This is a genomic window from Pseudomonas sp. A-RE-22 (genome assembly GCF_019956035.1).
Lineage (GTDB): Bacteria > Pseudomonadota > Gammaproteobacteria > Pseudomonadales > Pseudomonadaceae > Aquipseudomonas > Aquipseudomonas brassicacearum.
The window spans coordinates 1-24558 of record NZ_JAHBCZ010000059.1; the positions used below are offsets into that span (position 1 = coordinate 1).

Annotated in this window: 26 protein-coding genes; 14 read left to right on the plus strand and 12 right to left on the minus strand. The window is 58.8% G+C overall.

What is annotated here, in order from left to right:
• Positions 1-85: 85 nt before the first annotated feature.
• Together tssI and KGA89_RS24875 are read left to right on the plus strand one after the other, a co-directional pair.
• Positions 86-1414 (plus strand): type VI secretion system tip protein TssI/VgrG, encoded by a 1329-nt coding sequence (gene tssI, locus KGA89_RS24870; protein ID WP_223472760.1) that lies wholly within the window; start codon positions 86-88, stop codon positions 1412-1414.
• A gap of 267 nt (positions 1415-1681) precedes the next feature.
• Positions 1682-2065, plus strand: a complete 384-nt coding sequence (locus tag KGA89_RS24875) for a GNAT family N-acetyltransferase (protein ID WP_223472761.1) — start codon at positions 1682-1684, stop codon at positions 2063-2065.
• Positions 2066-2215: 150 nt separating this feature from the next.
• Here the strand turns inward: KGA89_RS24875 and KGA89_RS24880 are convergent, their stop codons facing one another.
• A complete protein-coding gene (locus tag KGA89_RS24880; RefSeq protein ID WP_003201254.1) occupies positions 2216-3112 on the minus strand; it encodes a LysR family transcriptional regulator in 897 nt (298 codons plus the stop codon).
• A gap of 163 nt (positions 3113-3275) precedes the next feature.
• Here KGA89_RS24880 and KGA89_RS24885 point away from each other — a divergent pair, with 163 nt between their 5' ends.
• The 3 genes from KGA89_RS24885 (at position 3276) to KGA89_RS24895 (ending at position 5399) form a co-directional block, all read left to right on the plus strand.
• Positions 3276-3914, plus strand: a complete 639-nt coding sequence (locus KGA89_RS24885; RefSeq protein ID WP_003201256.1) for a hydrolase — start codon at positions 3276-3278, stop codon at positions 3912-3914.
• Between the two features lie 122 nt (positions 3915-4036).
• A complete protein-coding gene (locus KGA89_RS24890; protein ID WP_223472762.1) occupies positions 4037-4573 on the plus strand; it encodes a dihydrofolate reductase family protein in 537 nt (178 codons plus the stop codon).
• Positions 4574-4685: 112 nt separating this feature from the next.
• A complete protein-coding gene (locus KGA89_RS24895; RefSeq protein ID WP_013693188.1) occupies positions 4686-5399 on the plus strand; it encodes a class I SAM-dependent methyltransferase in 714 nt (237 codons plus the stop codon).
• A gap of 15 nt (positions 5400-5414) precedes the next feature.
• Here KGA89_RS24895 and KGA89_RS24900 read toward each other — a convergent pair whose 3' ends face one another.
• Positions 5415-7181, minus strand: a complete 1767-nt coding sequence (locus KGA89_RS24900) for a S8/S53 family peptidase (protein ID WP_223472763.1) — start codon at positions 7179-7181, stop codon at positions 5415-5417.
• A 104-nt stretch (positions 7182-7285) separates the two neighbouring features.
• A complete protein-coding gene (locus KGA89_RS24905; RefSeq protein ID WP_003201264.1) occupies positions 7286-7585 on the minus strand; it encodes a hypothetical protein in 300 nt (99 codons plus the stop codon).
• A gap of 126 nt (positions 7586-7711) precedes the next feature.
• Here KGA89_RS24905 and KGA89_RS24910 point away from each other — a divergent pair, with 126 nt between their 5' ends.
• Positions 7712-8017 (plus strand): NIPSNAP family protein, encoded by a 306-nt coding sequence (locus KGA89_RS24910; RefSeq protein WP_003201266.1) that lies wholly within the window; start codon positions 7712-7714, stop codon positions 8015-8017.
• Positions 8018-8113: 96 nt separating this feature from the next.
• Here the strand turns inward: KGA89_RS24910 and arsH are convergent, their stop codons facing one another.
• On the minus strand, positions 8114-8848 hold the full coding sequence (arsH, locus tag KGA89_RS24915) for an arsenical resistance protein ArsH (RefSeq protein WP_013693193.1): 735 nt from the start codon (positions 8846-8848) through the stop codon (positions 8114-8116).
• Positions 8849-9053: 205 nt separating this feature from the next.
• Between arsH and KGA89_RS24920 the strand changes: the two genes are divergently transcribed.
• The gene (locus KGA89_RS24920) at positions 9054-9770 is read left to right on the plus strand and encodes a class I SAM-dependent methyltransferase (protein WP_212795821.1); all 717 of its coding nucleotides are present in this window, start codon (positions 9054-9056) and stop codon (positions 9768-9770) included.
• A 21-nt stretch (positions 9771-9791) separates the two neighbouring features.
• Here the strand turns inward: KGA89_RS24920 and KGA89_RS24925 are convergent, their stop codons facing one another.
• Positions 9792-9953 (minus strand): DUF2986 domain-containing protein, encoded by a 162-nt coding sequence (locus tag KGA89_RS24925; protein WP_080766468.1) that lies wholly within the window; start codon positions 9951-9953, stop codon positions 9792-9794.
• Between the two features lie 36 nt (positions 9954-9989).
• Positions 9990-10928, minus strand: a complete 939-nt coding sequence (locus KGA89_RS24930) for a hypothetical protein (protein ID WP_223472764.1) — start codon at positions 10926-10928, stop codon at positions 9990-9992.
• Positions 10929-11247: 319 nt separating this feature from the next.
• Between KGA89_RS24930 and KGA89_RS24935 the strand changes: the two genes are divergently transcribed.
• A complete protein-coding gene (locus tag KGA89_RS24935; RefSeq protein ID WP_223472765.1) occupies positions 11248-11799 on the plus strand; it encodes a cytochrome b in 552 nt (183 codons plus the stop codon).
• 162 nt (positions 11800-11961) lie between these two features.
• On the opposite strand, the gene KGA89_RS24940 is transcribed toward KGA89_RS24935, so the two are convergent.
• Entirely contained in the window at positions 11962-12990 is a 1029-nt protein-coding gene (locus KGA89_RS24940) for an alpha/beta hydrolase (RefSeq protein WP_027912259.1), read from the minus strand.
• Positions 12991-13015: 25 nt separating this feature from the next.
• Positions 13016-13462: a cyclophilin-like fold protein gene (locus KGA89_RS24945; protein WP_223472766.1), complete on the minus strand. Its 447-nt coding sequence runs from the start codon at positions 13460-13462 to the stop codon at positions 13016-13018.
• A 125-nt stretch (positions 13463-13587) separates the two neighbouring features.
• Here KGA89_RS24945 and KGA89_RS24950 point away from each other — a divergent pair, with 125 nt between their 5' ends.
• From KGA89_RS24950 to KGA89_RS24975, 6 genes are all read left to right on the plus strand, one after another.
• A complete protein-coding gene (locus KGA89_RS24950) occupies positions 13588-14481 on the plus strand; it encodes a LysR family transcriptional regulator (protein WP_223472767.1) in 894 nt (297 codons plus the stop codon).
• 318 nt (positions 14482-14799) lie between these two features.
• On the plus strand, positions 14800-15282 hold the full coding sequence (locus tag KGA89_RS24955; protein ID WP_003201284.1) for a formate dehydrogenase subunit gamma: 483 nt from the start codon (positions 14800-14802) through the stop codon (positions 15280-15282).
• A complete protein-coding gene (locus tag KGA89_RS24960) occupies positions 15276-16835 on the plus strand; it encodes a formate dehydrogenase beta subunit (RefSeq protein ID WP_223472768.1) in 1560 nt (519 codons plus the stop codon). Before KGA89_RS24955 ends, KGA89_RS24960 begins: the two co-directional genes overlap by 7 nt.
• Positions 16832-19708, plus strand: coding sequence for a formate dehydrogenase subunit alpha (fdhF, locus tag KGA89_RS24965; RefSeq protein ID WP_223472769.1), 2877 nt, complete (start codon positions 16832-16834; stop codon positions 19706-19708). The genes KGA89_RS24960 and fdhF overlap by 4 nt, the downstream gene beginning before the upstream one ends.
• On the plus strand, positions 19705-19926 hold the full coding sequence (locus KGA89_RS24970; RefSeq protein ID WP_003201292.1) for a formate dehydrogenase subunit delta: 222 nt from the start codon (positions 19705-19707) through the stop codon (positions 19924-19926). The genes fdhF and KGA89_RS24970 overlap by 4 nt, the downstream gene beginning before the upstream one ends.
• A 99-nt stretch (positions 19927-20025) precedes the next feature.
• A complete protein-coding gene (locus tag KGA89_RS24975) occupies positions 20026-21696 on the plus strand; it encodes a hypothetical protein (RefSeq protein WP_223472770.1) in 1671 nt (556 codons plus the stop codon).
• A 99-nt stretch (positions 21697-21795) separates the two neighbouring features.
• On the opposite strand, the gene KGA89_RS24980 is transcribed toward KGA89_RS24975, so the two are convergent.
• The 4 genes from KGA89_RS24980 to KGA89_RS24995 all read right to left on the minus strand — a co-directional run.
• Entirely contained in the window at positions 21796-22317 is a 522-nt protein-coding gene (locus tag KGA89_RS24980; RefSeq protein WP_057448168.1) for an AidA/PixA family protein, read from the minus strand.
• 308 nt (positions 22318-22625) lie between these two features.
• Positions 22626-22937: an isochorismate lyase gene (locus tag KGA89_RS24985; RefSeq protein ID WP_003201298.1), complete on the minus strand. Its 312-nt coding sequence runs from the start codon at positions 22935-22937 to the stop codon at positions 22626-22628.
• A 60-nt stretch (positions 22938-22997) separates the two neighbouring features.
• On the minus strand, positions 22998-23516 hold the full coding sequence (locus tag KGA89_RS24990) for an isochorismatase family protein (RefSeq protein WP_003201300.1): 519 nt from the start codon (positions 23514-23516) through the stop codon (positions 22998-23000).
• Positions 23517-24337: 821 nt separating this feature from the next.
• Positions 24338-24558 (minus strand): fructose-bisphosphate aldolase (locus KGA89_RS24995; RefSeq protein ID WP_223472771.1); only part of this gene is annotated, 221 nt, incomplete at its 5' end.

The window sequence follows — 24558 nt, forward strand, 5'->3', positions numbered from 1 at the left end:
GGTGAGTACCTGTTAATCCATCAACCCAGTATTACTCAGGGTCTTCCGGTCCATTGCGCCGCCTTATGTAAGAAGAGAACAGCGGATGTTCAGCCCAGCCAATCAAACGCACTTCAGTTTGACCATCGACGGTTTTGAGCACGATTTTCAAGTGCTCGCATTCACTGGAGAAGAGGCGATCAGCAGGCCTTACCTCTTCAACGTGGAATTTGTTAGCGAGCGGCCTGACCTGGATCTCGAAAACCTCTTCGACGTAGAGGCTTTTCTGACCTTCGACGCGAAGGGCAACGGCATTCATGGACGGGTCTACCACATCGCTCAAAGCAGTAACGGTGAGCGTTTGACGCGCTACAGGCTGGCCCTCGTACCGCACCTGTCCTACTTGCGCCATCGCATCAGCCAGAGGATCTATCAACAGTTCTCGGTGCCGAAAATCGTCGCCTTGATACTGGAAGAGCACGGCATTCTGGGCGATGCCTATCGGTTTCATCTGGGGGCGACCTACCCCGAGCGTGACTACTGTACCCAGTACGACGAAACGGATTTGCACTTCATTCAGCGCTTGTGCGAAGAAGAGGGTATCCACTTTCACTTCCAGCACAGCGCTCATGGCCACGTGCTGGTCTTTGGCGATGATCAGGCGGTTTTTCCCAATATTGGCCAACCCACTGCTTATGGCCATGAGAGCGATAGGGTGGCCAACGAGCCATTGATCAAACGCATCAACCTGCGTCTGGGACAGCTCACCAGTCGTATCTCGCAGCGCAATCATGATTTCGAGCAATATCTGGACAATGAGAAAGATGACAGGCCGGAGCGTTTCACCGGTCATGAGCACGGCAAGCAGATACGCCTTCGGACTATGGAGCGCCGCCATGTGGCCTATCGACAAGCCGAGGGGCAAAGTGACCAGACTCGGTTAGTCAGCGGCCACGTGCTGGAAATCTCAGGCCATCCGCGCCAAGAGTGGAACACTCTATGGCTACTGACCCAGGTCATCCACGAAGGTCGGCAACCACAGGTGTTGGGTGAGGACGTCGCCAGTGACAACACTGGGAACGACGATGACTTTCATCAGGGTTACCGCAACCGCTTTGTCGTTCTTCCGTGGAATGTTGCCTATCGTCCGCCGTTGGCTCACAAGAAGCCTCAGGTACCAAGCCTCCAGACCGCTGTAGTCGTCGCTTTGGAAGGCGAGGGGATCCAGAGCGATCGGCGCTTCGGGCGGATCAAGGTCAAGTTCCCCTGGGACCGCGAAGATAGATTTGACGACAAGAGTCATTGTTGGCTGAAGGGAACCGCCGATTGGAGTTGTGAGATGGGGCCGCCTCGGACGGGCATGGAAGTCGTGGTTACATTTCTTGAGAATGACCCTGATCAGCCGGTGGTCAGCGGTTGTCTGTGTTGTCGCTAAGGGGGACAGACCCTTACATTGATGTTGCTGAGCGCCAGTTTTTGGCCGATTGCTGCCAGTCACAAGTGACTGCAATCGACTTTGGTGACCTTACGAACTGCCTTCGCTACGGATCACTCTATAGGCGCACATCAAAGAGCTTGCCTATACCGCAGAGCGGTCTGCGCGGGTTAATCTGCGACCACAAACGATCATATCGCAGCGTCGGTCGGGTGCCTTTACTGTCTTCCCGAGCCGACATCACACAGACATTCGTCAGGATTTACCATGGGCGAAACACAAATGATCCGCCAAGCAGTTGCAGACGATGAAGTAGCAGTGCGTGCTTGTGCCGAGAAAGCGTATGCCCAGTATGTTTCGGTAATAGGACGAAAGCCTGCACCGATGTTAGCGGATTTCGGTGCTCAGATCGCAGCCGGTTTTGTGCACCTTTCAGTCGGAGAACAAGACGAATTGCGAGGCTTCATCGTCTTCTTTCCTGTGGGTCAGCAGATGTTTCTCGAAAATGTAGCCGTGTCCAAAGAAGGTCGTGGAAAAGGGATCGGCAAAGCACTCATTAAATTTTGCGAGGCGCGGGCGACGCGCTTGGGCTTTGGTAGCGTTTGTCTCTATACGAATGTGAAGATGACCGACAATCTGTCAATTTACTGATTGCACATGGCCGATTTCTGCCTGCCGCGATTGCCATGGATGCCCGCTTCAGCGCCCTCGCTGCCGGAGCCAAGGCAGACCTCATTGATGCAACGAACCGGGTTGTTCGATGAGTCGAGTCACGACGAGCATTGTGGTCGCTGTCATGCCTCAGACCGGCGGCAGCGCCGCAAGGTGTGGAGAGTCGCCGAAGTACTCGATCAGGAGTTCGGTGAGGACCCGTATCTTGCGTGCGGGATGCTGGCCTGACGGGCGAATGACATAGGCACCTGCCGGGGGCGGTGGATGACGCGTCATGATCGGCACCAGTGCCCCCGAGGCCACATGTTCAAAGGTGAGGCAATCGGGCAGGTAAGCGATCCCAAGGCCTGCTGTTGCCGCAGCGACTAACGCGATGCCGTTGTCGGCTTTGAAGCGGCCCTGCGGACGAACCGTGATGATCTTGTCCCCATCCATGAATTGCCAGGCTTCGGTGCTCTGCATCAGGGCCTGATGGGCGACAATCTCCTCCGGCGTCTCAGGTGATCCGTGCGCCTTGATGTAGTCCGGACTGGCGAGGAGCTTCCCATAGATCGGGCCGATGCGCCTTGCGATCAAGTTGGAGTCCTGAAGGTAGCCAACCCGTATCGCACAATCGTAACCCTCCGTGATGAGGTCAACGAAACGATCGCTGTAGCAGGTCTGGATATGAAGCTGGGGGTGGCGTCGTGCCATTTCCGCGAGCACGGGCGCGAAATGCGTCGGGCCGAAAGAGAGTGGTACGGCGACTCGCAAACGGCCACGAAGGGCTCCGGCGGGCAGGATCGTTTCCTTGGCTATGTCGATCTCGGCGCAGACTCTGGCGGCGTAGTCGCGGAACGTAGCCCCGGCTTCTGTGAGAGCCGCCCCGCGTGTGGATCGTGCAAGCAACTGGACGCCAAGTTCCGTTTCAAGCCGAACGAGCCTGCGACTGACGATCGATTTGGACACGCCAAGCCGAAGCGCGGCAGGTGAAATGCCCCCCGCATCAGCCACTTCGACGAAGGTCTGCAGCTCTTCAATGTCCATTCCAGCGTTCCCCATTTTGCGACACAGCTCGCCTCGCAATGCTACTACTGCACCGAATAGGGGAACAGCACAATGCTGCTTCCGGGCAACGTCGCCGCTGGTGCATGTCTCCCGGAAAATCATTTCTCCCACAAGCGTGGATTACCCATAAAAGGATTTGCCAATGGCAAGCGAGAATATCCGCAACCCGCAGACCGACCAACTCCTGTCCCCCGAGAACTCGGCATTGATCATCATCGACTACCAGCCGATCCAGGTCTCCTCGATTCGCTCGATGTCCCGTGACGAACTCGTCTTCAACATAACGAGCGTCGCCAAGGCGGCGGTCAATTATAATCTTCCGATTATTCACTCGACCGTCAACGTCGCGACCGGCCGCAACAAACCACCGATCCAGGAGCTGCAGGACGTGCTCGGCCATCTGCCAACCTATGACCGCACCTCGATCAACAGCTGGGAAGACACAGAGTTCAAGCAGGCGGTCAAAGCGATCGGCCGCAGGAAGCTCATCATGACTGCGCTCTGGACCGAAGCATGCCTGACGTTCCCGGTACTCGACGCGATTCAGGAAGGTTATGAAGTCTATGTGCCGGTCGATGCGGTCGGCGGCACGTCACTGGCCGCGCACGAGGCGGCGTTGCGCCGAATGGAACAGGCGGGCGCGAAGCTCATCAGCCGCGTGCAGATGTACTGCGAACTCCAGCGCGACTGGGCGCGAGCGTTGACCGTTCCCGGCTTCATGGGTGTCTTCGATAACTTCGATGGTTTCAACGCCGAAAAGGCCCATGGAGGCACGCGCTAAGAACGCCTGACTGATACGTGATGAAAGTGGCGTTCGCGAATGCGGCCGCTACTTTCATTTCCATAATCGGCGTTGATGGTCTTGCATTGGTGCTCAAGTAAAACAACAAGGAACCCTCAAAAATGCCCACCGCCCACGTCTTCATCGCCACCAGCCTGGATGGCTTCATCGCTCGCCCCGACGGTGACATCGACTGGCTTCTACAACGTGACGACCCATCCGAAGACCACGGCTATCCAGCCTTCATCGCCGACAAGGACGTGATCGTGATGGGGCGCGGGAGCTATGAAAAGGTGCGGACCTTCGACACCTGGTTTTACGACCGGCCCGTGATAGTGCTGTCCGAACAGCTAGCCGATTCGCCAGTGCCCGAGGCGTTGGAGGGCAAGCTGCGTTTCTCCGATCTGGCCCCCAAGGATTTGATGGCTGAGCTGGAGAGTCAAAGCGTGCAGCGCGTCTATGTGGATGGCGGGCGGGTGGTGCAGTCGTTCCTGCGCGACGGATTGGTCACCGATATGGTGATCACCACCGTTCCTGTATTGATCGGCTCGGGGAGGCCGTTGTTTGGCGGGCTTGAGCGGGATGTGGATTTGAAACTGGTATCCAGCCGCAGCTTTCCTTCGGGGCTGGTGCAGTCCACCTACAGACTGGTCCTATGACTGGCGATTCAATGCCACACAACCGGTGGGGCTTGACAGCCATGGGATACTGAAAACGTAGCCACATCCATCGCGGCTTCATCCCGTCACGACGCAAAGGAAGGTGCTCTCCATGCGCAATGAAGAACTCAAGGCCTTATTCGATCAGCAGGCCGCCAGCTACGATAAGCAGTGGGCGGGAATGGCGCCCATTCGTGACGCCCTGTACACCCTGCTCGACGCGGTGTTCGCTGACTTACCGGAGAATGCCCGGATACTCTGTGTCGGTGTGGGCACTGGTGCGGAACTGACCCACCTGGCCAAGCAGAACCCCGGCTGGCATTTCACCGCCGTTGATCCCTCGGACGCCATGCTCGATATCTGCCGACAGAAAGCGGTACAAGAAGGCTTCCTTTCGCGTTGCAGCTTTCACCATGGTTACCTTGACGCGCTGCCTGCCGAGCCTGACCACGACGGCGCTACCTGTTTTCTGGTGTCTCAGTTTTTGCTCGAGCCACAAGCCCGTATAACTTTCTTCCACGAGATCGCCCGCCGGCTTAAGCCGGGTGGAATACTGGCAAACGCCGACCTCGCCGCTGATACCGAATCACCTGCCTATGAGGCGCTACTGCGCAACTGGATGACGCTGATGTCCTCTGCAGGCGTACAGCCGGAAATGCTGGTGAGAGCTCGTGCCGCCTACGCCCGAGACGTGGCTATCCTGCCGACACAGCAGGTCGCCGGTCTCATCGAGAGCGCTGGGTTCGAGGCTCCGGTACAGTTCTTCCAGGCGGGGCTGATGCATGGGTGGTTTTGCCCGCGCAAGGCAGACATCGTCTTGAGTTAGACGTGACCTTGACTTTCAACGCACGCGGTCGCGGCTTTGTGCGGCCAGGTCCAGGGCCTTTTGCATGTCCAGCCGCGCCGAGCGGCCGACGTCTTTGTCGTTGAGTTGGTAGCGGCGCTCCGACGGCAGAATGGGGGCGGTGAGGTCTTCGGCGTCCATCTGTTCGAAGTCGTGATTGTCGCCGATGGTCATGGCGCTGCGGCGTAGCAGCATGCGCAGTTGCTCGGGTTGCAGTTGCGGGTTGATGGACAGCATTGCCGCCAGCAGCCCCGCGACCATGGGCGTGGCGTAGGACGTGCCGCAATGCACTGCGCCTTGCTGGCCTGCGTTGGTCGTCGAGGCATGTGCGCATGCGGCGGCGGTGATGTCGACGCGCATGTCGATGTTCGAGGAGCTGCGTTTGACCGCGTAGGCCGGGTCGTCGACGGCGACGCCGGTGTGCTCGCTGCGCTGGTGCCCGCCGACCACCAGCAATTGCTCGGTGATGAAGGAGGAGGGCAGGCGGTATTCATCGCTGCCCGAGAACGAAGCGCCATTGCCGGCGGAGTTCACCACGATGACGTCGGGATGTTCCTTGCGCAGCCAGAGGAAAAACTCCTCCAGCAACTCCTCGTACCCGCCCATGGCGATGCCCGAGCGCAGCAGCGAGTCGATGTCATCGCCTTTGATGTCTTTCGCGCCGACGCGGTGGATGCCCCAGCTCCAATTGAGTACGCGTACACCGTCCTCCACGAGGTTGACCGAGGCAGCGATGTTGGCGGTGATCCCGGCATCGGAATTACGTTCGACGATGACCTCGAAGCCACCGCTGGTTTTGTCCAGCCCGCGGAGAAAACCAGTGTTGCCGCTGTCGTCCCAGCGCGCGGCGAGAATGCCGGCGACGGTTGTGCCGTGGTTGTCCGGTTTATCTGCATCGCGGGCGTAGACGCAGGTGCGTGGTGGTGAGCAGGCGCCGAGGTAGTCTGCAAAGTCCGTCGTGTCGAAATCCACATCGCGCTCGATCAGGCCGATGCGCACCGGTTGCGGCTGGATGGGCGGCTGTCGTCCGGGGATGCGTCGTTGGTAATAATTCACCGCGTCGAGAAAGCGATTCGCGGCCCACTCATCGGAGTCCAGGGCTGGCTTCTTCGGTTCTTCAGGATGGACTGCGGCTTGCTCGGTTTCTTCGGCCGAGGACTCTTCGATGACCACGGCGTCCACGCTGGTCTCGCTGCCCAGGCGCAGCACCAGGGCGTCGCGCTGCACCAAGTCCTTGGCCGGCAGGCGAAGTTGGTACAGGTTCAGCGGCGCGATGCTGCCGACCACCGTTGCCCCGTACTTGTGGGCCAGGCGCTCGGCTTCCTGGCGGCCATCACGGTCTTCTTCGATCAGCACGCTGACCAGGTCGACATAGGTGGTCAGGCCATCCATGTTCTTCGCTACTTCGTCCGTTCCGGCGGCCAGTACGTGACTGTTGCGCAAGGTCAGCCAGGCGGCATTGCTGGCGCGTGGGCCGTCCTGCAGCCAGAGCGGGCCGCTCTGGTAGTCGGCGCTGTCCAGGCGCAAGCGCAGGTTTTCCCCTTCGCGCTGGACCTTGTCTGCGGGTATCACCTTTGCGCCCAGTTTCAGTTGTGGCGTTGCGTTGCCCAGTCCGCGTACGGTCAGGCACCAGTCCTGGTGCTGGCTTTGCAGCAGGTCGCCGCAGCGTTTCAGGCTTTCCAGGCGCAGCGGTTCAGGCACTGCGGCAGTTGCGCAGGCAGACAAAGAGAACAACGTAGCGAGGGCAGCGGATCGTAGGGGCATGAGCCAGGTTTCTTTGCCGAGGGTCCTGTTGCTCCGACTGTTGCGTTGCTTGCTTCGTTCAGCGCAATAACGCTACCCAGCGATGACGCCTCTTCGTTCAGAAGCTATCGAGGCGCACACCCAACATGAACGCGATACCTGATATCCCGATCAAAACTGTCTTCCGGGTTTTCATAAGCTTCCAGTGTTTCCAAGAACCCTGTGCGCTCAAGACTCACCAGATCCTCAAGGGACCAATCAAAGGGGAAGTCGCTGGAAAAGCTTTCGCCCTGGTATTCAATCCAATGAAAAACCGGGAAGGGCAGGTAACCGAGCCACTCTGATCGATAGGTGATCTCGTCGGATTCGCTGCTCGTCACCACGGCGTGGATCTTGTTCTTGATGGTTGCTTGGCGTTCATCCATGGTGTTTCGATCCTGGGTGATGAGATGGAGAGAGCAGCAAAGTTGTTCGGCTAATGGCAATCATCGACGACATGCCTCGTATCCTGTGTAGAATCCGTTTTTTCCAGTTTTCAAAGGATTGAGCCCGTGATTACTTGCCATGTCAGGTACGTCATTGACCCCTACCAGATCCCAGCTTTCGAGAGCTACTCGCGCCAATGGATTGAAGTGGTGACCCGAATGGGGGGCGTCCATCATGGCTACTTTCTTCCCGCCGAAGGCGCCAACAATATCGCCTACTGCCTGTTCAGCTTTTCCAGCCTGGCCGACTACGAAAACTATCGAAGGAAAGCCGAACAGGATCCAGCGTGCGTTGAATTGGTGACCCAGGCGACGGAACAACGATTCATTCTGAGTTATGAGCGTAGTTTCCTGCGGCCTGTTCTTGATTGAGCGGGTGGCTGCTTGAATCAATGTCAGATTTCAAGCCATGAGCCAACATTCGTTAAAGTCCTACATCACACCGAAGACCTATTACTATCGCGGCACCTAGATAGATCTCTGGTTAACGCGTTTGGATAGCGCTTCGGCGCTTTCCTTGCGCTCGGAGTAGCGGTCGACCAAATAGGTTTCTCTGCCGCGCACCAGCAAGGTGAACTTCATCAGTTCCTCCATGACATCGACGACCCGGTCGTAATAGGACGAGGGCTTCATGCGCCCGGCTTCGTCGAACTCAAGGAAGGCTTTGGGGACGGAGGATTGATTGGGGATCGTGACCATGCGCATCCAGCGACCCAGCACGCGGAGTTGGTTCACTGTATTGAAGGATTGCGAGCCGCCACATACCTGCATCACCGCCAATGTCTTGCCTTGGGAAGGACGAACCGCGCCCAGTGCGAGCGGGATCCAGTCGATCTGCGCCTTGAACACCGCCGACATCGAGCCGTGGCGTTCCGGCGAGCACCAGACCTGGCCCTCCGACCACATCACCAAGTCGCGCAGTTCCTGCACCTTGGGGTGATCGACGGGCGCATCGTCCGGCAGTGGCAACCCGGACGGGTCGAAGATAGCGGTTTCGGCGCCCATGAGCTCCAACAGACGCGCCGCTTCGCGGGTCAGCAACTGACTGAAAGAGCGTTCGCGGGTTGATCCGTACAGCAAAAGTATGCGCGGTTTATGTTCGGGTTCTGCGCTCTTTGCGAGTTTTTCCGCTGTTGGTACGTCGAAGAGTGACAGGTCAAGATTTGGGAAGTCATGCGGGGTTTCGCTGGAGAATTCAGTCATTACACAGCTCCAATCCGGTCCAGAACATATGGAAAAAATATATTCGTATTTCCATATGTTTATCGCAAGCCGCAATTGGCTGACCGCGCAAAATTCTGCCGATGGAAAACGATATTCCTTATGGGAATGCCGCGCATAAAATTAATGAATTTTTATTATCCATAAGCGCGGTGTAGCTTGATTTCAGCACACGGAGAACTGCGCCTTGAAATCATCCTCGTTAAATTCAGCGGAAAAATTTGATACCTCACGGGCCAACGAGTACGGCCGGCAGAGTCGCATTGCGCTCGCTGGATACGACGCCTGCCAGGACTTGGCGGCGTGCATGCTGGCAGCGACCCTTGGAAATGTGGGCTCGGCGAAAATACTGGTGGTGGGCGCCGGCGGTACGGCGCAAGAGATCATTGCAATGGCCAAGCTGGAGCCGGGTTGGCGCTTCACTGCCGTCGATCCGTCCGAGCCTATGCTGGAGGCCGCGAAGCAGCAATTAGTCGCAAACAACGTGCTTGAAAGAACCGCCATGCATCTTGGGCATGTTGAAGACCTGGTAGCCAACGGGTCGTACGATGCTGCCACCTTGATCGGTGTGCTCCATCATCTCGATGGGGATGAAGCCAAGTTGAAAATATTGCGGTCCATCCAGGCACGTCTAAAGCCGGGAGCGCCGCTGATTGTCGCCGGGAACCAATATGCGTATGCCAGTCAGCCGTTACTCCTCGCGGCCTGGGGGCAGCGCTGGCGACAGCATGGCGCCAGCCCGGAAGAAGTGACGGTCAAGCTTGGCAAGATTCTTCAAGGCGCCGACCCTCCACATTCCGAGGCAGCGGTTCAAAAACTGTTGAATGATGCAGGATTCGGCAGTGCTACCCGGTTCTTCAGCAGTCTTTTCTGGAGCGCCTGGTTAACGTGCAAAACGGCCTGAGCTGAGCTTCAGCGATGTGGATCAGCTTTCCGGCGGCGTGATGGGGGCGTCGCTGGCTTCAGCCGCCAGTTTCAGTCGGTCGGCTTTGCTGATGTATTGAGTCTTGTTTTTGGGTGCCAGCTTGGCACTGGCTTTTTTGGCGTTAGCCTTCAATAACTGGTTTATTTTCTTGCGGCGATTCATGTTGTTCTGCTCAGCATGTCAATTTTCCGGATGGTATCAGCTTTCCGTTTTCTCAGGATTTTTCCTCATTTTTGCAGCGGGCTTCACACGGCGCTCGATAATGATCGAGTCATTCGGGATCTCCAACCGGATCGCCGTTTCATCGGCGTGCATTTCAATGAGTGTCGAATTGCCTACGCCTCGGAAAATCACCGTTGCATTTTCAAATTTTTTGTAATTTTCCAGCGGTGAATCCTTGGGGGCTGGCAATAGATTGGCGTAAGGCGGTTTCACCAGAATCGTTGCCCTTTCTATACGTATTTGCGCGAAGCTCATGGCCACTTGCAGCAAGTCCGAAGTCACGCCCCCCATGAGAAGGGGCGTCACGAGGATGACCCCAACGATCACTGCCCTGGTTCTCTTCAAGGGTTTCATTTCGGCGTGAGGATTCTGGTCAGGATGCTCGGAATCGACGACTTCAGGTACCGATGGCTGCGCTGCTTTTACTTTCTTGTTCTGCTCCAGATAGGCGGAGTAAACGATGTACTGAAAAATGGGCAGAAGGATGAGCTGAATGTGTTCCAAGGGGCTTTTATGGGTAAGGAAATAAATGGTCACCGCGCCGCATATTCCAAAAAATACCGAGAGGAAGGTTATTTTTGGTCGTTTGAATTCCAGTACGGGGGTTTTATCGGTGATTTTTCCATGTAGCCAGACGAAGCTTCTCAGCACGGGTATGAAGAACGGCGAAAGCAATATCCCGACAGCCGTGACGGAGACTGAAAAGTAAACACAAACCAGTCCGAAGCAAAACGCCGTGACCAGAAACAACAAACTGTCTCCAACGGATACGCCTTGTGGGTAATGACCGTTGCTCAATAAATAACTGACGATGCACGTGCCGCCAATCAGCAATCCGATTTTTGCCGACAGGGAGAGTAGTTTTGTAGCGATCTCTATCTGTTTTTCCAGTCCGGTGGTTGCTTCCCGCATCATAGAATCCTCCTTGATATTAAGCAGCAGACGGTCGCTTCCCGGACGCATCTATCCGTAGAGCATAGCGATGCTTTGGTTGTTCGTGGCGTGAGAGTGCGCGCAGAGTTGGGGCGAGGTTGGCGAATGCTTCCCATGAGTCTCTGGAGGTGATCGCGGGTTCGCACTTGGTACAACGTCTAAATGTAAAAAAAGCGTCTTGAAATGCCGGTCTTCAGACTGCCTTAAGACTTTACCCGCAGGTTGGCAGCATCGCTTCCCAGCGATCGGATCGGGGCTGCCGAATGAGTCGGCGGCTCGTCAGACTTTCACGAGGCGCGTTATGACCCGCGATATTGCCGTAAACCGTTATGGAAAACTGTCGATCACCCTGCACTGGTTGATGCTGGCGCTGTTCGTCGGCGTATATGCCTGCATTGAAATCAAGGGGCTGTTGCCCCGTGGCAGCACCGGGCGAAGCCTGTTCCTGGGGTTGCACGGGCTCTTCGGGTTGAGCATTTTTGCACTGGTTTGGGTCCGCCTGTTCGGGCGCTTGACACCGCGCCCGCCGGTCACACCCGCGCCGCCGGCCTGGCAGACGGGTGTTTCCCACCTGATGCATGCGGCCCTGTATGGCTTGATGATCGCGACACCGGTGCTGGCCTGGCTAATGCTGGCCGCCGGAGGTAAGCCCATGCCGTATTTCGGGTTCTTCTTGCCGGCCCCCGTGGCGGTGGATCCCGATTTGGCCAAACAGCTCAAGTATTGGCACGAATTGCTCGGCAGCAGTGGCTACTGGCTCATCGGCCTGCATGCGGCGGCGGGTCTGTTTCATCATTACTGGGTGGGTGACAATACCCTGGCGCGGATGCTGCCGGGGCGGAACCGCTCTTGACTACTCGGCTGACGGCGATGAGTACCGCGCTCGAAACGCCTGTCTGACGCGGCCCAATTTGCGCCGGTTTGTCAGGTAGGTTTGCTCGCACGAACATATCTGACAAATCGGCGTTCCTGTTTCCGTGTCCCCTGGAACTCCGTGAAGAAACTAGTCCCTTTGTCACTTCAGATTGCTCTGGAAGAAGCTCGTCAGCTTATCGAACGGAATGAGGTTGACCCGATCATAAAGATCGACATGGCCTGCCCCAGGAATGATGACAAGTTCCTTGGGTTGACCGGCGAGCTTGTAAGCCTCCTCGCTGAACTCCCTGGAGTGCGCGTCGGCGCCAGCAATGAATAACATCGGATGAGGCGAAATGGTCTCGATGTCATTGAGCGGGTAGAAATTCATGAACTTGATGTTGCTCGTCAGCGTCGGGTGCGTGGTCAGGTCTTTGGAGGAGCTGGCTGGTGTGAATTCGCCGCGCGGGGTGCGGTAAAAATCATAAAATTCACGCTGGATAGGATGGGTACTTTCATCCAACTGATGCACCGTACCGCTGGTGTAAAGCGTTTCACCGCCTGCGAACTCCACATTACGCTGCTGTGTGGCCTGCGCGATGATCGCCCGGCGCTGTTCAAGCGTTTGGGAGTGCTTCAATCCGTTGCGATTGACGGCTCCCATGTCATACATGCTCACCGTTGCAATGGCTTTCATGCGCGGGTCAATCTTGGCTGCACTGATAACAAAGCTGCCACTGCCGCAGATGCCGATTGCGCCAATCCGCTCTTTATCGACAAAAGGCTGGGCGCTGAGAAAGTCCACTGCTGCGCTGAAGTCTTCGGCATAGATATCCGGCGAGACTGCATTGCGCGGCTGCCCCTCGCTTTCGCCCCAGAATGACAAGTCCAGGGAAAGGGTCACGAAGCCTCTTTCTGCCATTTTCGTGGCATAGAGATTGGCGCTCTGTTCTTTCACTGCGCCCATCGGGTGGCCTACGACAATTGCCGGATTCCTTGTCTTGCCATTGAGTTTTTTCGGGATGAACAGATTGCCGGCTACGTTCATCTGATATTGGTTTTTAAAATTGACCTTCTGTACGGTCACTTCGTCGCTGGAATAAAAATTGTCTGCGCCATTAGACATATCGGCCCCTATTGCTGACAGTGAACTGACAAGCAGCGTCAGTAAAACGATGATCTTTTTCATTGGAAATCCTATCGATGCGGAGTAATCAATTCTGGGAAAACATCACTTGCACACCCCGCCGGCCCAGCGCCTGAGCCAGTCTTGCGGGGTCGTCCACACGCCCCAGGCGCGTGTATGCGTAGGTTGAAACGAAGTTCGTATAGAAGATGACCAGGGTGTCCGGGCCATACAGCATGAGATCGCCGCTGTGGATCGTTCCCGGCTTGCTCGCTTGGGTAGGTAGTGCTTGGGGGAGGGCGGCGTACTTTTCATTGCAGTTGAGATCACTCATGTCCAACGTCAGTGGCAATAACGCGACAAGCGCGCGGGCAGCTGCGTTGTTGGCCAGGGTGATGGGGAAGCGTTGTTCCCCGACGGTCATCCACATGCCAGTGTTCTCCGTTAGCGAAGATGCCGATGCGGCTTCATTCATTGTCGAGTAGCTGCCGAGCACGAGCATCGAAGCCAGCAAACCAAGCCAGGTCGCCCTCATCGCAGTTCTGCTTTCATTCCTGTTCATGGGGAACATGGTGAGCGACGGACAGTCACGCGACTAGCTAATGAATGCTTAACAAGGCTATAAGTAAGGCTAATTAATAGGCTTAGATGTGTTTCACCATGATCAAAAGAAATCTCAATGATCTGCTGTCTTTCGTCACGGTCGCGCGCGAAGGCAGCTTCACACGCGCTGCCGGGGCATTGGGTGTCACACAATCTGCACTGAGCCAGTCAATCAATGGCCTGGAAGCACGCTTGCAGATCCGGTTATTGACGCGGACCACTCGCAGCGTTTCGCCGACCATCGCTGGTGAGCGGCTGCTGCAAGCGATAGGCAATCGCTTCGATGAAATAGAAGCGGAGCTGGATATGCTGACGGAGATGCGCGACAAGCCCGCGGGCACCGTACGCATCACCTGCGGTGATCATGTCTTGCGCACGACCTTGCTACCCAAACTTACCGGGTTGCTGCACGACTACCCGGATATAAACGTTGAATTTGACGTGTGTTATGGATTCCGAGACATCGTGGCGGATCGGTTTGATGCTGGTGTGCGCCTGGGGGACACCATCGACAAAGACATGGTTGCCGTTCCGATAGGCCCTCCATTGCGGATGGCTGTCGTCGCTTCGCAAGCGTACTTCGCTGCCCACGCCATTCCCAAGGCCCCGCGCGACCTGATGAGCCATCGCTGTATCAACCAGCGCATGCAGACATCAGGCGGGCTCTATGTCTGGGACTTTGAGCGGCGAGGCAAACAGGTGAACGTGCGAGTTGACGGCCAGCTGATTTTCAACACGTCGACTCATATCGTGCAGGCGGCAGTGGCCGGGCTGGGCGTTGCCTACCTGCCAGAAGAAGAGTTTGAACCGTACCTGCAAGAAGGCCGGCTGGTGCGGGTGCTGGAAGATTGGTGTCCGCCGTTTTCAGGCTACTATTTGTACTATCCCAGCCGGCGACAGCCTTCGCCTGCATTTACATTGGTTGCTAATGCCTTGCGCAAAGACATCTGAAAAAAGGTGATTGACCGTTCAGTGGGGAAACCCGCACTTGCGCATCGTCTATGTTGTTCAGGCAACGCCGATTCACGGGGACAAGTTATCAAGTAGTCGCTTTCAGGACACGTTTCGTCGTCCATGTGCAATCGCCAACCCCCGGGAGTGGCAAGCTGTGAGGATGCCCCGGACCAGATGCGCCAAAGACACCTGGCCGGAGAGCGAGAATGGCGATCGGATGTGCCACGCGACCGTGACGTGGGCCGCACGCCCAAGCCAAGACTCCGGACGGCGGCCGCTATGCGGCGGTGGCGTTCGAGATGCCGAGGTACGTTTATGCCCGATGAGACGCTTCACCTGCCTTTGATCCACAGCGTGCTTGCGCGCGAAAAGGACACCCCCGGTGCCTTGCTGCCTATTCTCCATGCCATCCAGGCAGGCTGCGGGTATGTCCCCGACAGCGCCGTCCCGGAGATCGCCCACGCCCTCAACCTCAGCCAGGCTGAAGTGCGCGGGGTCATCAGTTTCTACCACGATTTCCGCACCACGCCGCCGGCGCGCCATACCCTGCGCCTGTGCCGGGCCGAGTCCTGCAAGAGCATGGGCGCCGAGACCCTGGCTGCGCAGTTGCGCGAGCAATTGGCGCTGGACGATCACGGCACCAGCGCCGATGGGAGCATCAGCCTGCGGCCAGTCTATTGCCTGGGTGCCTGCGTCTGCTCGCCGGCCCTGGAGCTGGACGGGGAGTTGCACGCGCGGATCACGCCCGAGCGTCTGCGTCAGTTGGTCAATGACTGCATGGAGGAGGGCGCATGCTGACGCTCTGTATCCCCCGCGATTCGGTGGCTCGTGCCGTGGGCGCGGACAAGGTGGCCGATGCGTTGGCCCTTGAGGCTGAGCGTCGACAGCTGCCGTTGACGGTGTTGCGCACCAGTTCCCGTGGCCTCTATTGGTTGGAACCGCTGGTGGAGCTTGAAAGCGCCGGCGTCCGGCTGGGCTTTGGCCCTGTCACACCGGCCGATGTGCCGGGCTTGCTGGATGCGCTGGCAGGCGATCCCGGCAGCCATCCGCTGGCCCTGGGGCCGGTGGAGGAGATTCCCTATCTCAAGAGCCAGCAGCGCCTGCTGTTCGCGCGCGCCGGCATCACGCAACCGCTGTCCCTGGACGACTACTGTGCCCGGGGCGGCTTCCTGGGCCTGACCCGGTCCATCCAGATGGATGGCGCCGACGTGGTCGCCAGCGTGCTGGATTCCGGCCTGCGCGGGCGGGGCGGGGCGGCGTTCCCGGCGGGCATCAAGTGGCGCACCGTGCGTGATGCCGTGGGTGCACAGAAGTATGTGGTGTGTAACGCCGATGAAGGCGACTCCGGCACCTTCGCCGACCGCATGTTGATGGAAGGCGACCCTTTCCTGCTGATCGAAGGCATGATCATCGCTGGCGTCGCCGTAGGCGCGACGATGGGCTACATCTACGTGCGTTCGGAATACCCGGCCGCCATCAGTACGCTGAACGAAGCGCTGCGCATTGCTCGCGACGCCGGCTATCTGGGGGCGAACGTGAGCGGTAGCGGCTGCGCCTTCGACATTGAGGTGCGTGTCGGGGCCGGCGCCTATATCTGTGGCGAAGAAACCGCACTGCTGGAATCCCTCGAGGGCAAGCGCGGCACGGTCCGCGCCAAACCGCCACTGCCGGCGATTCAAGGCCTGTTCGGGCTGCCGACCTTGGTGCACAACGTGGTGACCCTGGCCTCGGTGCCGATCATCCTGGAGAAGGGCGCGCAGTTCTATCGCGACTTCGGCATGGGCCGTTCCCTGGGCACGATGCCGTTCCAACTGGCCGGTAACGTCCGTCAGGGCGGTCTGGTGGAGCGCGCCTTCGGGCTGAGCCTGCGTGAACTGGTGGAAGGCTATGGCGGCGGTACCGCCAGCGGTCGGCCCCTGAAGGCCGCGCAAGTGGGCGGGCCGTTGGGTGCCTGGGTGCCGCCTGCGCAATTCGATACGCCGCTGGACTACGAAGCGTTCGCCGCCATGGGCGCGATGCTTGGCCACGGTGGCGTGGTGGTCGCCGACGACAGCCTGGACATGGCCCAGATGGCCCGGTTTGCCTTGCAGTTCTGCGCCGAGGAGTCCTGCGGCAAGTGCACGCCGTGCCGGATCGGCTCCACCCGTGGGGTGGAAGTGGTGGATCGCTTGATCGCCAGCACCGAAGCCGGTGCTCGCCAGGAACAGGCCCTGCTGTTGCAGGATCTGTGCGACACCCTGCAATACGGTTCGCTCTGTGCCCTCGGCGGGATGACGTCCTACCCTGTCGCCAGTGCCCTCAAGTATTTCCCCGCCGACTTCGGTCTGGCGACCACGGAGGCCGACCAATGATCAACATCTTCGATCCCAGCAGCGATATCGACCTGGGCACCCCGGCGCGCGAAAGCGACGTGCAGGTCAGCCTGACCATCGACGGGCGCGAAATCAGCGTCACCTCCGGCACCTCGGTCATGCGTGCCGCGGCCTTGCTCGGCACCACCATTCCCAAACTCTGCGCCACCGAAAGCCTGGAGGCGTTCGGCTCCTGCCGCATGTGCCTGGTGGAGATCGATGGCATGCGCGGCTACCCGGCCTCCTGCACCACCCCGGTAACCGAAGGCATGGTGGTTCGCACGCAAACCTCCAAGCTCGCCACGCTGCGACGCAACGTGATGGAGCTGTACATTTCCGATCACCCGCTGGACTGCCTGACATGCTCGGCCAACGGCAACTGCGAATTACAGACCGTGGCGGGGCAGGTGGGCCTGCGCGAAGTGCGCTACGGCTACGAAGGCGCCAATCACCTGGATGAAGCCAAGGACGTTTCCAACCCCTATTTCGAGTACGACCCGAGCAAGTGCATCGTCTGCAACCGCTGCGTGCGTGCCTGCGAGGAAATCCAGGGCACCTTCGCCCTGACGATCACCGGACGCGGTTTTGACTCTCGAGTGGCGGCGGCCGGCGGTGACAACTTCCTCGATTCCGAATGCGTGTCCTGCGGCGCCTGCGTGCAGGCATGTCCGACGGCGACCCTGATCGACAAGAGCGTCGTGGAGATCGGCCAGCCGGAGCGCAGCGTCATCACCACTTGCGCCTACTGCGGTGTGGGTTGCTCGTTCCGCGCCGAGATGAAAGGCGAACAACTGGTGCGCATGGTCCCGGACAAGAACGGCCAGGCCAACCACGGCCACTCCTGCGTCAAGGGCCGCTTCGCCTGGGGCTACGCCACGCACCCGGACCGCATCACCAAGCCGATGATCCGCAAGCACATCGACGACCCGTGGCAGGAAGTCAGTTGGGACGAGGCGGTCACTTACGCCGCCAGCGAATTGCGCCGGATCCAGCTCAAGTACGGGCGCGACTCCATCGGCGGCATCACCTCCAGCCGCTGCACCAACGAAGAAACCTACCTGGTGCAGAAACTGGTGCGCACCGCGTTCGGCAACAACAACGTCGACACCTGTGCCCGCGTCTGCCATTCGCCTACCGGTTACGGCCTCAAGCAGACTTTGGGCGAATCCGCTGGTACCCAGAACTTCGACTCGGTGATGAAAGCCGACGTCATTCTGGTGATGGGCGCCAACCCCACTGACGCGCACCCGGTGTTCGGCTCCCAGCTCAAGCGCCGCCTGCGCCAGGGCGCACGGCTGATCGTCATCGATCCACGGCGCATCGACCTGGTGGATTCACCTCACGCCCGTGCCGAGCTGCACCTGCAACTGCGTCCGGGCACCAACGTGGCAATGCTCAACGCGTTGGGTCATGTGATTGCCACCGAGGGCTTGATTGACCAGCCTTTTGTCGAGGCACGCTGCGAGGCGGCGGACTTCGCTCGCTGGCGCGATTTCGTCAGCCTGCCGGAAAACTCCCCCGAGGTCCTGGGCCCGGTGTGTGGCGTGCCTGCCGAGCAGATCCGCGCCGCCGCACGGCTCTACGCCACCGGCGGCAACGCGGCCATCTACTATGGCCTCGGCGTCACCGAGCACAGCCAGGGCAGCACCTCGGTCATGGGCATCGCCAACCTGGCCATGGCCACCGGCAACATCGGTCGCGAAGGTGTCGGGGTGAACCCGCTGCGTGGACAGAACAACGTCCAGGGCTCCTGCGACATGGGCTCATTTCCCCACGAGCTGCCGGGCTATCGGCATATTTCCAACGAAGCGGTACGCGCCGAGTTCGAACAGGCGTGGAACGTCACCCTGCAACCCGACCCGGGCCTGCGCATTCCCAACATGTTCGAGGCGGCCCTGGACGGCACCTTCAAGGCGCTCTATTGCCAAGGCGAGGACATCGCCCAGAGCGACCCCAACACCCAGCATGTGACGGCCGCGTTGTCCGCTTTGGAATGCGTGATCGTCCAGGACATCTTCCTCAACGAGACGGCCAAGTTCGCCCACGTGTTCCTGCCGGGCAGCTCGTTCCTTGAGAAGGACGGCACCTTCACCAACGCCGAGCGCCGCATCTCCCGCGTTCGCAAGGTGATGGACCCGCTGGCCGGCAAGGCCGACTGGGAAGCCACCATCGCCCTGGCCGACGCCCTGGGCTACAAGATGCACTACAACCATCCTTCGGAAATCATGGATGAAATCGCCCGCCTGACGCCGACTTTCACCCGCGTCAGCTACGCCGAACTGGATCGTCACGGCAGCCTGCAATGGCCTTGCAACGATGCCGCACCGGACGGTACGCCGACCATGCACATCGATCAGTTCGTGCGCGGTAAAGGGCGCTTCATGCTCACCGGCTACGTGCCCACCGATGAGAAGGTCAACGGCCGCTACCCGCTGCTGCTGACCACCGGACGCATCCTCAGCCAGTACAACGTCGGCGCCCAGACCCGACGCACCGACAACGTGGCCTGGCACGAGGAGGATCGGCTGGAGATTCACCCAACCGACGCCGAGAACCGCGGGATCGTCGACGAAGACTGGGTGGGTATCGGCAGTCGTGCCGGGCAGACGGTGCTGCGTGCGAAGGTGACCGAGCGGGTGGCACCGGGCGTGGTCTACACCACGTTCCATTTCCCTGAGTCGGGCGCCAACGTGATCACCACCGACAACTCCGACTGGGCCACCAACTGCCCGGAATACAAGGTGACGGCGGTCGAGATCGTGCGGGTCAGCCAGCCTTCGGAATGGCAGAAGCGTTACCAGGCGTTCAGTGATGAACAGGGACGCTTGCTCAGGGAACGTCGCCATGCCGAGAAAGCCGAGGTGCGTCGATGAGTTCTGATAGCTTGATCAAGATGGCCAACCAGATCGCCCAGTACTTCGCCACCGAGCCGGATCACACATTGGCGGTGAATGGCGTGCGCCAGCACATCAAGAGCTTCTGGACGCCGGGCATGCGCCGGCAATTGCAGGATTGGCAGCAGATGCATCCGGGGGCTGTCCTGCACCCCCTGGTGCTGGAGGCGCTGACTGAGCCGGAGGGGACGACCTAGCGCGGTTTACTGGCGTCAAGTTATCTGCGTTGCGCTTATCAGGTGGCTGTCCTAATCTCCGAGACAAGGCATTGTGCCAGCAACGACTAGGGGAAAGGGATGTTCACCGAAAACGCACCGGTTCAGGTAGCGAAGGCGTTGCGCGCAGCCTTCAGCACTCGATTCGCATTGGTATGCGGATTGTCACTCTTCATCGTCGGTTGCGCCGTTCCAACAGGGACGGCGCATCTTTTCAAGGTTCAACCTGCTCGTCCCTCGAGCGTCGTCGATAAGCAGTTCGAAGATGCGGCAGCACTAAAGCTCAAGTGGCAACAAGCCCAGCAGGCCCACGCCGCCCTGGTGAAAAAAGCGGCGACCTCCGCCGACCTCGCTGCTGCCGATGCACAAACGCAGCAAGCAAGAAAAGAATTCCAGGACGCCATCCGCAATTTGAAAGCCGAGCGCCTGCGCATCGATGGCGACATCTTCAGCGCCGATAAAGCTGGCGCTATTCGTAAACCTGACAGCGAGGGCAACGGTGGCGATGTGTTCGCTGTCTATTTGACGGATGCTTACTTTAAGTACCTCAAGGATCTCGGTGGGGTGAACGAAGTCGTGATCGTTGCCGAGTTCACCGAAGTGGGTGGCGAGAATAAAAGCGAAACGGTGACCAAAGTACTCGGGCCTTATCTCGGGGTCGCCGATAACGCCAAGCCGAACCTGCTGAATAAATTGTTGTACGGCCCCAAAAAGCTTGAGTCCGATCACCTGTCGATGAAATTGACTGTCCTGGAATATGACCAGGGCGAGAACGAAGACTCCGCTGCATTTCTCGATTTTATCGGCTCGGCCAGCAAGACATTGTCCCTGGCCAACCCGATAACAGCTGCTGAGCAAGTATTTGCCAAAGAAGTCGCCAAGAGTCTGCTGGCCCTCAACAAAGACGACATTGTGTTGCAGATCGACGTGGATCTGGTGGCTGGCCCCGACGATGAGGCAGTGGAAGATAACGGTTCGGTCTTGGCGCTCAGGCCTGGGAATTACGTGCTGATCAACCAGGAGCGCTGTGCGCCCACCAACTGCTATTTCTATTTGACGAATCGTGGCAATAAAGAGAACCCGCTGGCTTGGCTGGGGGATACGCTGATGCTGGTGCCTACCGCCATGCGGCGCGGTTGGACTGACACGCCAGACGGTACGTCGTTGGAGGACATCCAGGCTGGAGAGATCGAGTACGCCAATCACGGTCTGCAACAGCGCGGCAAGAACGAGACGTTCCTGGACAAGACCTGGGTGTCGTTTGCGGTCCGCAAGGGTGGCGATGACGTGCTCTGGGGACGGCGACGTGCGTTGATCGAGGCAGAGAAGGCCGTCCAATACATCAACAGGCAAGAGACGAGTGCGCTGTTGAAGAGTGCCGACTATGAACGTGCGCGGACGGCCCTGGATGCTGCCCAGCAGGCTGAGCAAGAGAGCCGGAGTGGGATAACGTTCGTTTCCCCCTTGGATGCCAAGGGTCGATTCGCGCCTTCAGCCAAGAACGACTCGTTTTGCCTTACCCACGCCAAGCCGGTCAGCAACCCTCAATATTCGTTCTATCAATTGAACGAGGCTGCTGAGCCTACGCCGATCAAGAGCGTGGCTATTGTTCCGGGTAAATCCACCTCCAGCGTGTCGTGCTTCAGTTATCCGGCAAACACTTTGCTTGCTGGCAAGTATCAATTGGTCGTGACCACGCCCGGGAAGATGATCCCGGTGACCCAGACTGCGGCCTTTGAGATGTTGCCATGAGTTGAAGAGGGGAGCGCAAGTGCTTCGATAGGCAACCCTGGCCGGCATCGTCATGGCGAATAGCAAGCCGGCCAGGGTTGTTTACAACTCAGCGAACAGTCAATTGACGGTGACGTACGGGTCCCAGGTGTTGGTCGGGCCAATCTGGTTCAGGTCACGATCCAGCAGAACGAAGTAGATTTTGTACCAGAGCTTTCCTGCGCTCAGCGCCGTCGATTGCCACATGGTGTACATCACATCGGTTTTGGAAATACCGCCGGGAGCAGCCTTGTTCAGATAGGGCACCACACCGGGGATGTTGAAAGAGTTAGGTTTCGAAATGGTGCCCTTGTAATCACCTCCCTGGTGGGGGTCGCCGATCTCGATGTCCTTGATCAATGCGATGCGGTCGAAGTTGCGCGACAGCGTGGTGGCGCGCCAGCGAATGTTGTCACCGGGGTTTACGTCGAACCACAACTCGTTGCCGCCTTCGCCTTCGCCGGCATTGGTGTTGGCATGGCTGTCGACGGCACCGCGGGTCACCAGCATGGCAATCGCGCCGCCTACGTCGTTGGGGTGGGCGAGCAGGTAATCGGCGTCAACGTTGACGAGCACATCAATGGTTTGGGTCGCTCCAGACATGTTGTTGCTCCTTGAGAGTAATGACATTGACGACCGCCCTTGCAAAGGGGTGTCCGGCCACCCGGTCCCTGGGTGCGGTCTCGAGAGGAACGATAGGTGATGGCCTTGTAGTGTCAAATTTCCAATTCTTGACGCTGGCGAAACGGAGCGAAGCGCAGCACAACCAAGGCTTTGATTTACCTTGTCGTGGTCAATCTCTTAATGGTCTCTTGGTTGTTTTCTGAGGGCATCAGTGGGCAAAGGCGCACAACCGTTGTCGGTGACTGCTTCTGATCCTGCGGAAGATGGGAGCCATTACCGACCGCGGTTCAGTTGTGGGACTGATTCGCCGTCCAGCGCTTCATCTCTTCGGCAATGAAGTGATGCACCAGGTCGCTGTACATCTTCTCGATGGCGTCCGGGCTCAAGCCTTCGGCCTCGGCCCACTTGCGTCGTGTCGCCAGCATGGCCTTGAGACGCTCCGGTGCCTGCACCGAAGTTGCCGATGTCTTGAATTTCGAGGCCGCGAGCACGTATTGATAGCGCTTGCCCAGCAGCGTGATGACCGCCTGGTCGAGGGCATCGATTTCGCGTCGGATGTCCTCCATGTTTGCGCATTGCGAGGGTTGCAACGGGTCCATGCAGTGAGCTCCGCTTGTTGAACAAGACCGGCCCGACGTGAGCCGATCTTCTGATGGAGTTTAGAAGCACCAGTCTTCAGCGCGAACGACACGACAGAAGGCGCCTGCCAGGGTTGCGTTGTGATGGGCGACGATCATTTCTGCCTTCAATTCAGGCGTGTCGGAACAGGTATGACCGTCGGCGATCAGGACCGCGTCGAACCCCAGGTCCCGAGCGGCTCGGCAGGTGCTGTCGATACAATACTGGGTTTTCATGCCGGTGATGACCAGGCCTTCAGCAGCGCAAGCCTTTAGCCGCTCTGCCAGGCCTGTCTGGGTGAAGGCGTTGGGGCGATTTTTTTCGAAGATGACTTCATCACCCTCCAACTGCAGTTCCTGCACCAGTTGCGTCAGCGGGCTTCCGGGCTCGATGGGCGAGCCAGGCGGGCCTACGTGGCGAACCAGGAAAATCGGTGCGCCAGCCCTCCGGGCCTTGAGCAGCAAGCCATTCAACGTGTCCAGCAACGCTTCGCCGGCCCAGGGTTTATCCGGGCCGTGAAACAACCCAACTTGCATATCGAGAATCAACAGAGCGTGCATGGTGCTTTCCTTGCGTTTGGGCCAGCGACGCAAGGGCAAAAGAAAAGGCCCTTACCATCACTGGCGGGCCTTTGAGATACGTGTGTTATTGGCTCACGACACCTCACGACCCGCCTTGGCGATCGTGGTTGTGGTGGTCGAGGCAATCTGTGGCAGGTTCATGGTGCTGACATTAGCTTCCGGCCGTCAGGTTTGGCAAGCGGGTATGTCAGCTTGCTTGCGAAAGCGGTCGATCGTTCCCGCGCTGCTGTGTAGGTACGATCGGGTCGTGGGGGCTGTGAAGATCGTTCCTCACGCTCCGCGTGGGAATGCCGCCAGGGACGCTCCGCGTTCCGCTTCTGGGGGGTGACGCAGAGCGTCACGGGATGCATTCCCACGCAGAGCGTGGGAACGATCAGATTGCGGGGGCTGTGGAGATCGTTCCTCACGCTCCGCGTGGGAATGCCGCCAGGGACGCTCCGCGTTCCGCTTCTGGGGGGTGACGCAGAGCGTCACGGGATGCATTCCCACGCGGAGCGTGGGAACGATCAGATTGCGGGGGCTGTGGAGATCGTTCCTCACGCTCCGCGTGGGCATGCCGCCAGGGACGCTCCGCGTTCCGCTTCTGGAGGGTGACGCAGAGCGTCACGGGATGCATTCCCACGCAGAGCGTGGGAACGATCAGATTGCGGGGGCTGTGGAGATCGTTCCTCACGCTCCGCGTGGGAATGCCGCCAGGGACGCTCCGCGTTCCGCTTCTGGAGGGTGACGCAGAGCGTCACGGGATGCATGCCCACGCGGAGCGTGGGAACGATCAATTGTGCCGTCGCCGTCTCAACGGTTTAGCCTTCGAGCCCGCGCTGTTCGATCACGCCAAACACATCCGCCACATCCTGCACCAGGATCCGGGCGACGTTGGTGATGGTGTTGATGTCGCTCGATGCCGAATCACGCAGGCTGCTGCACGCCACCAAGGTCAGGTAATCGAGCGTGGCGTGCAGGCGTTCGCTGGCGCAAGCATGGAGTTCGGGGAGTGGGGCTTGGGTGTCGATCAGCAGGAGGG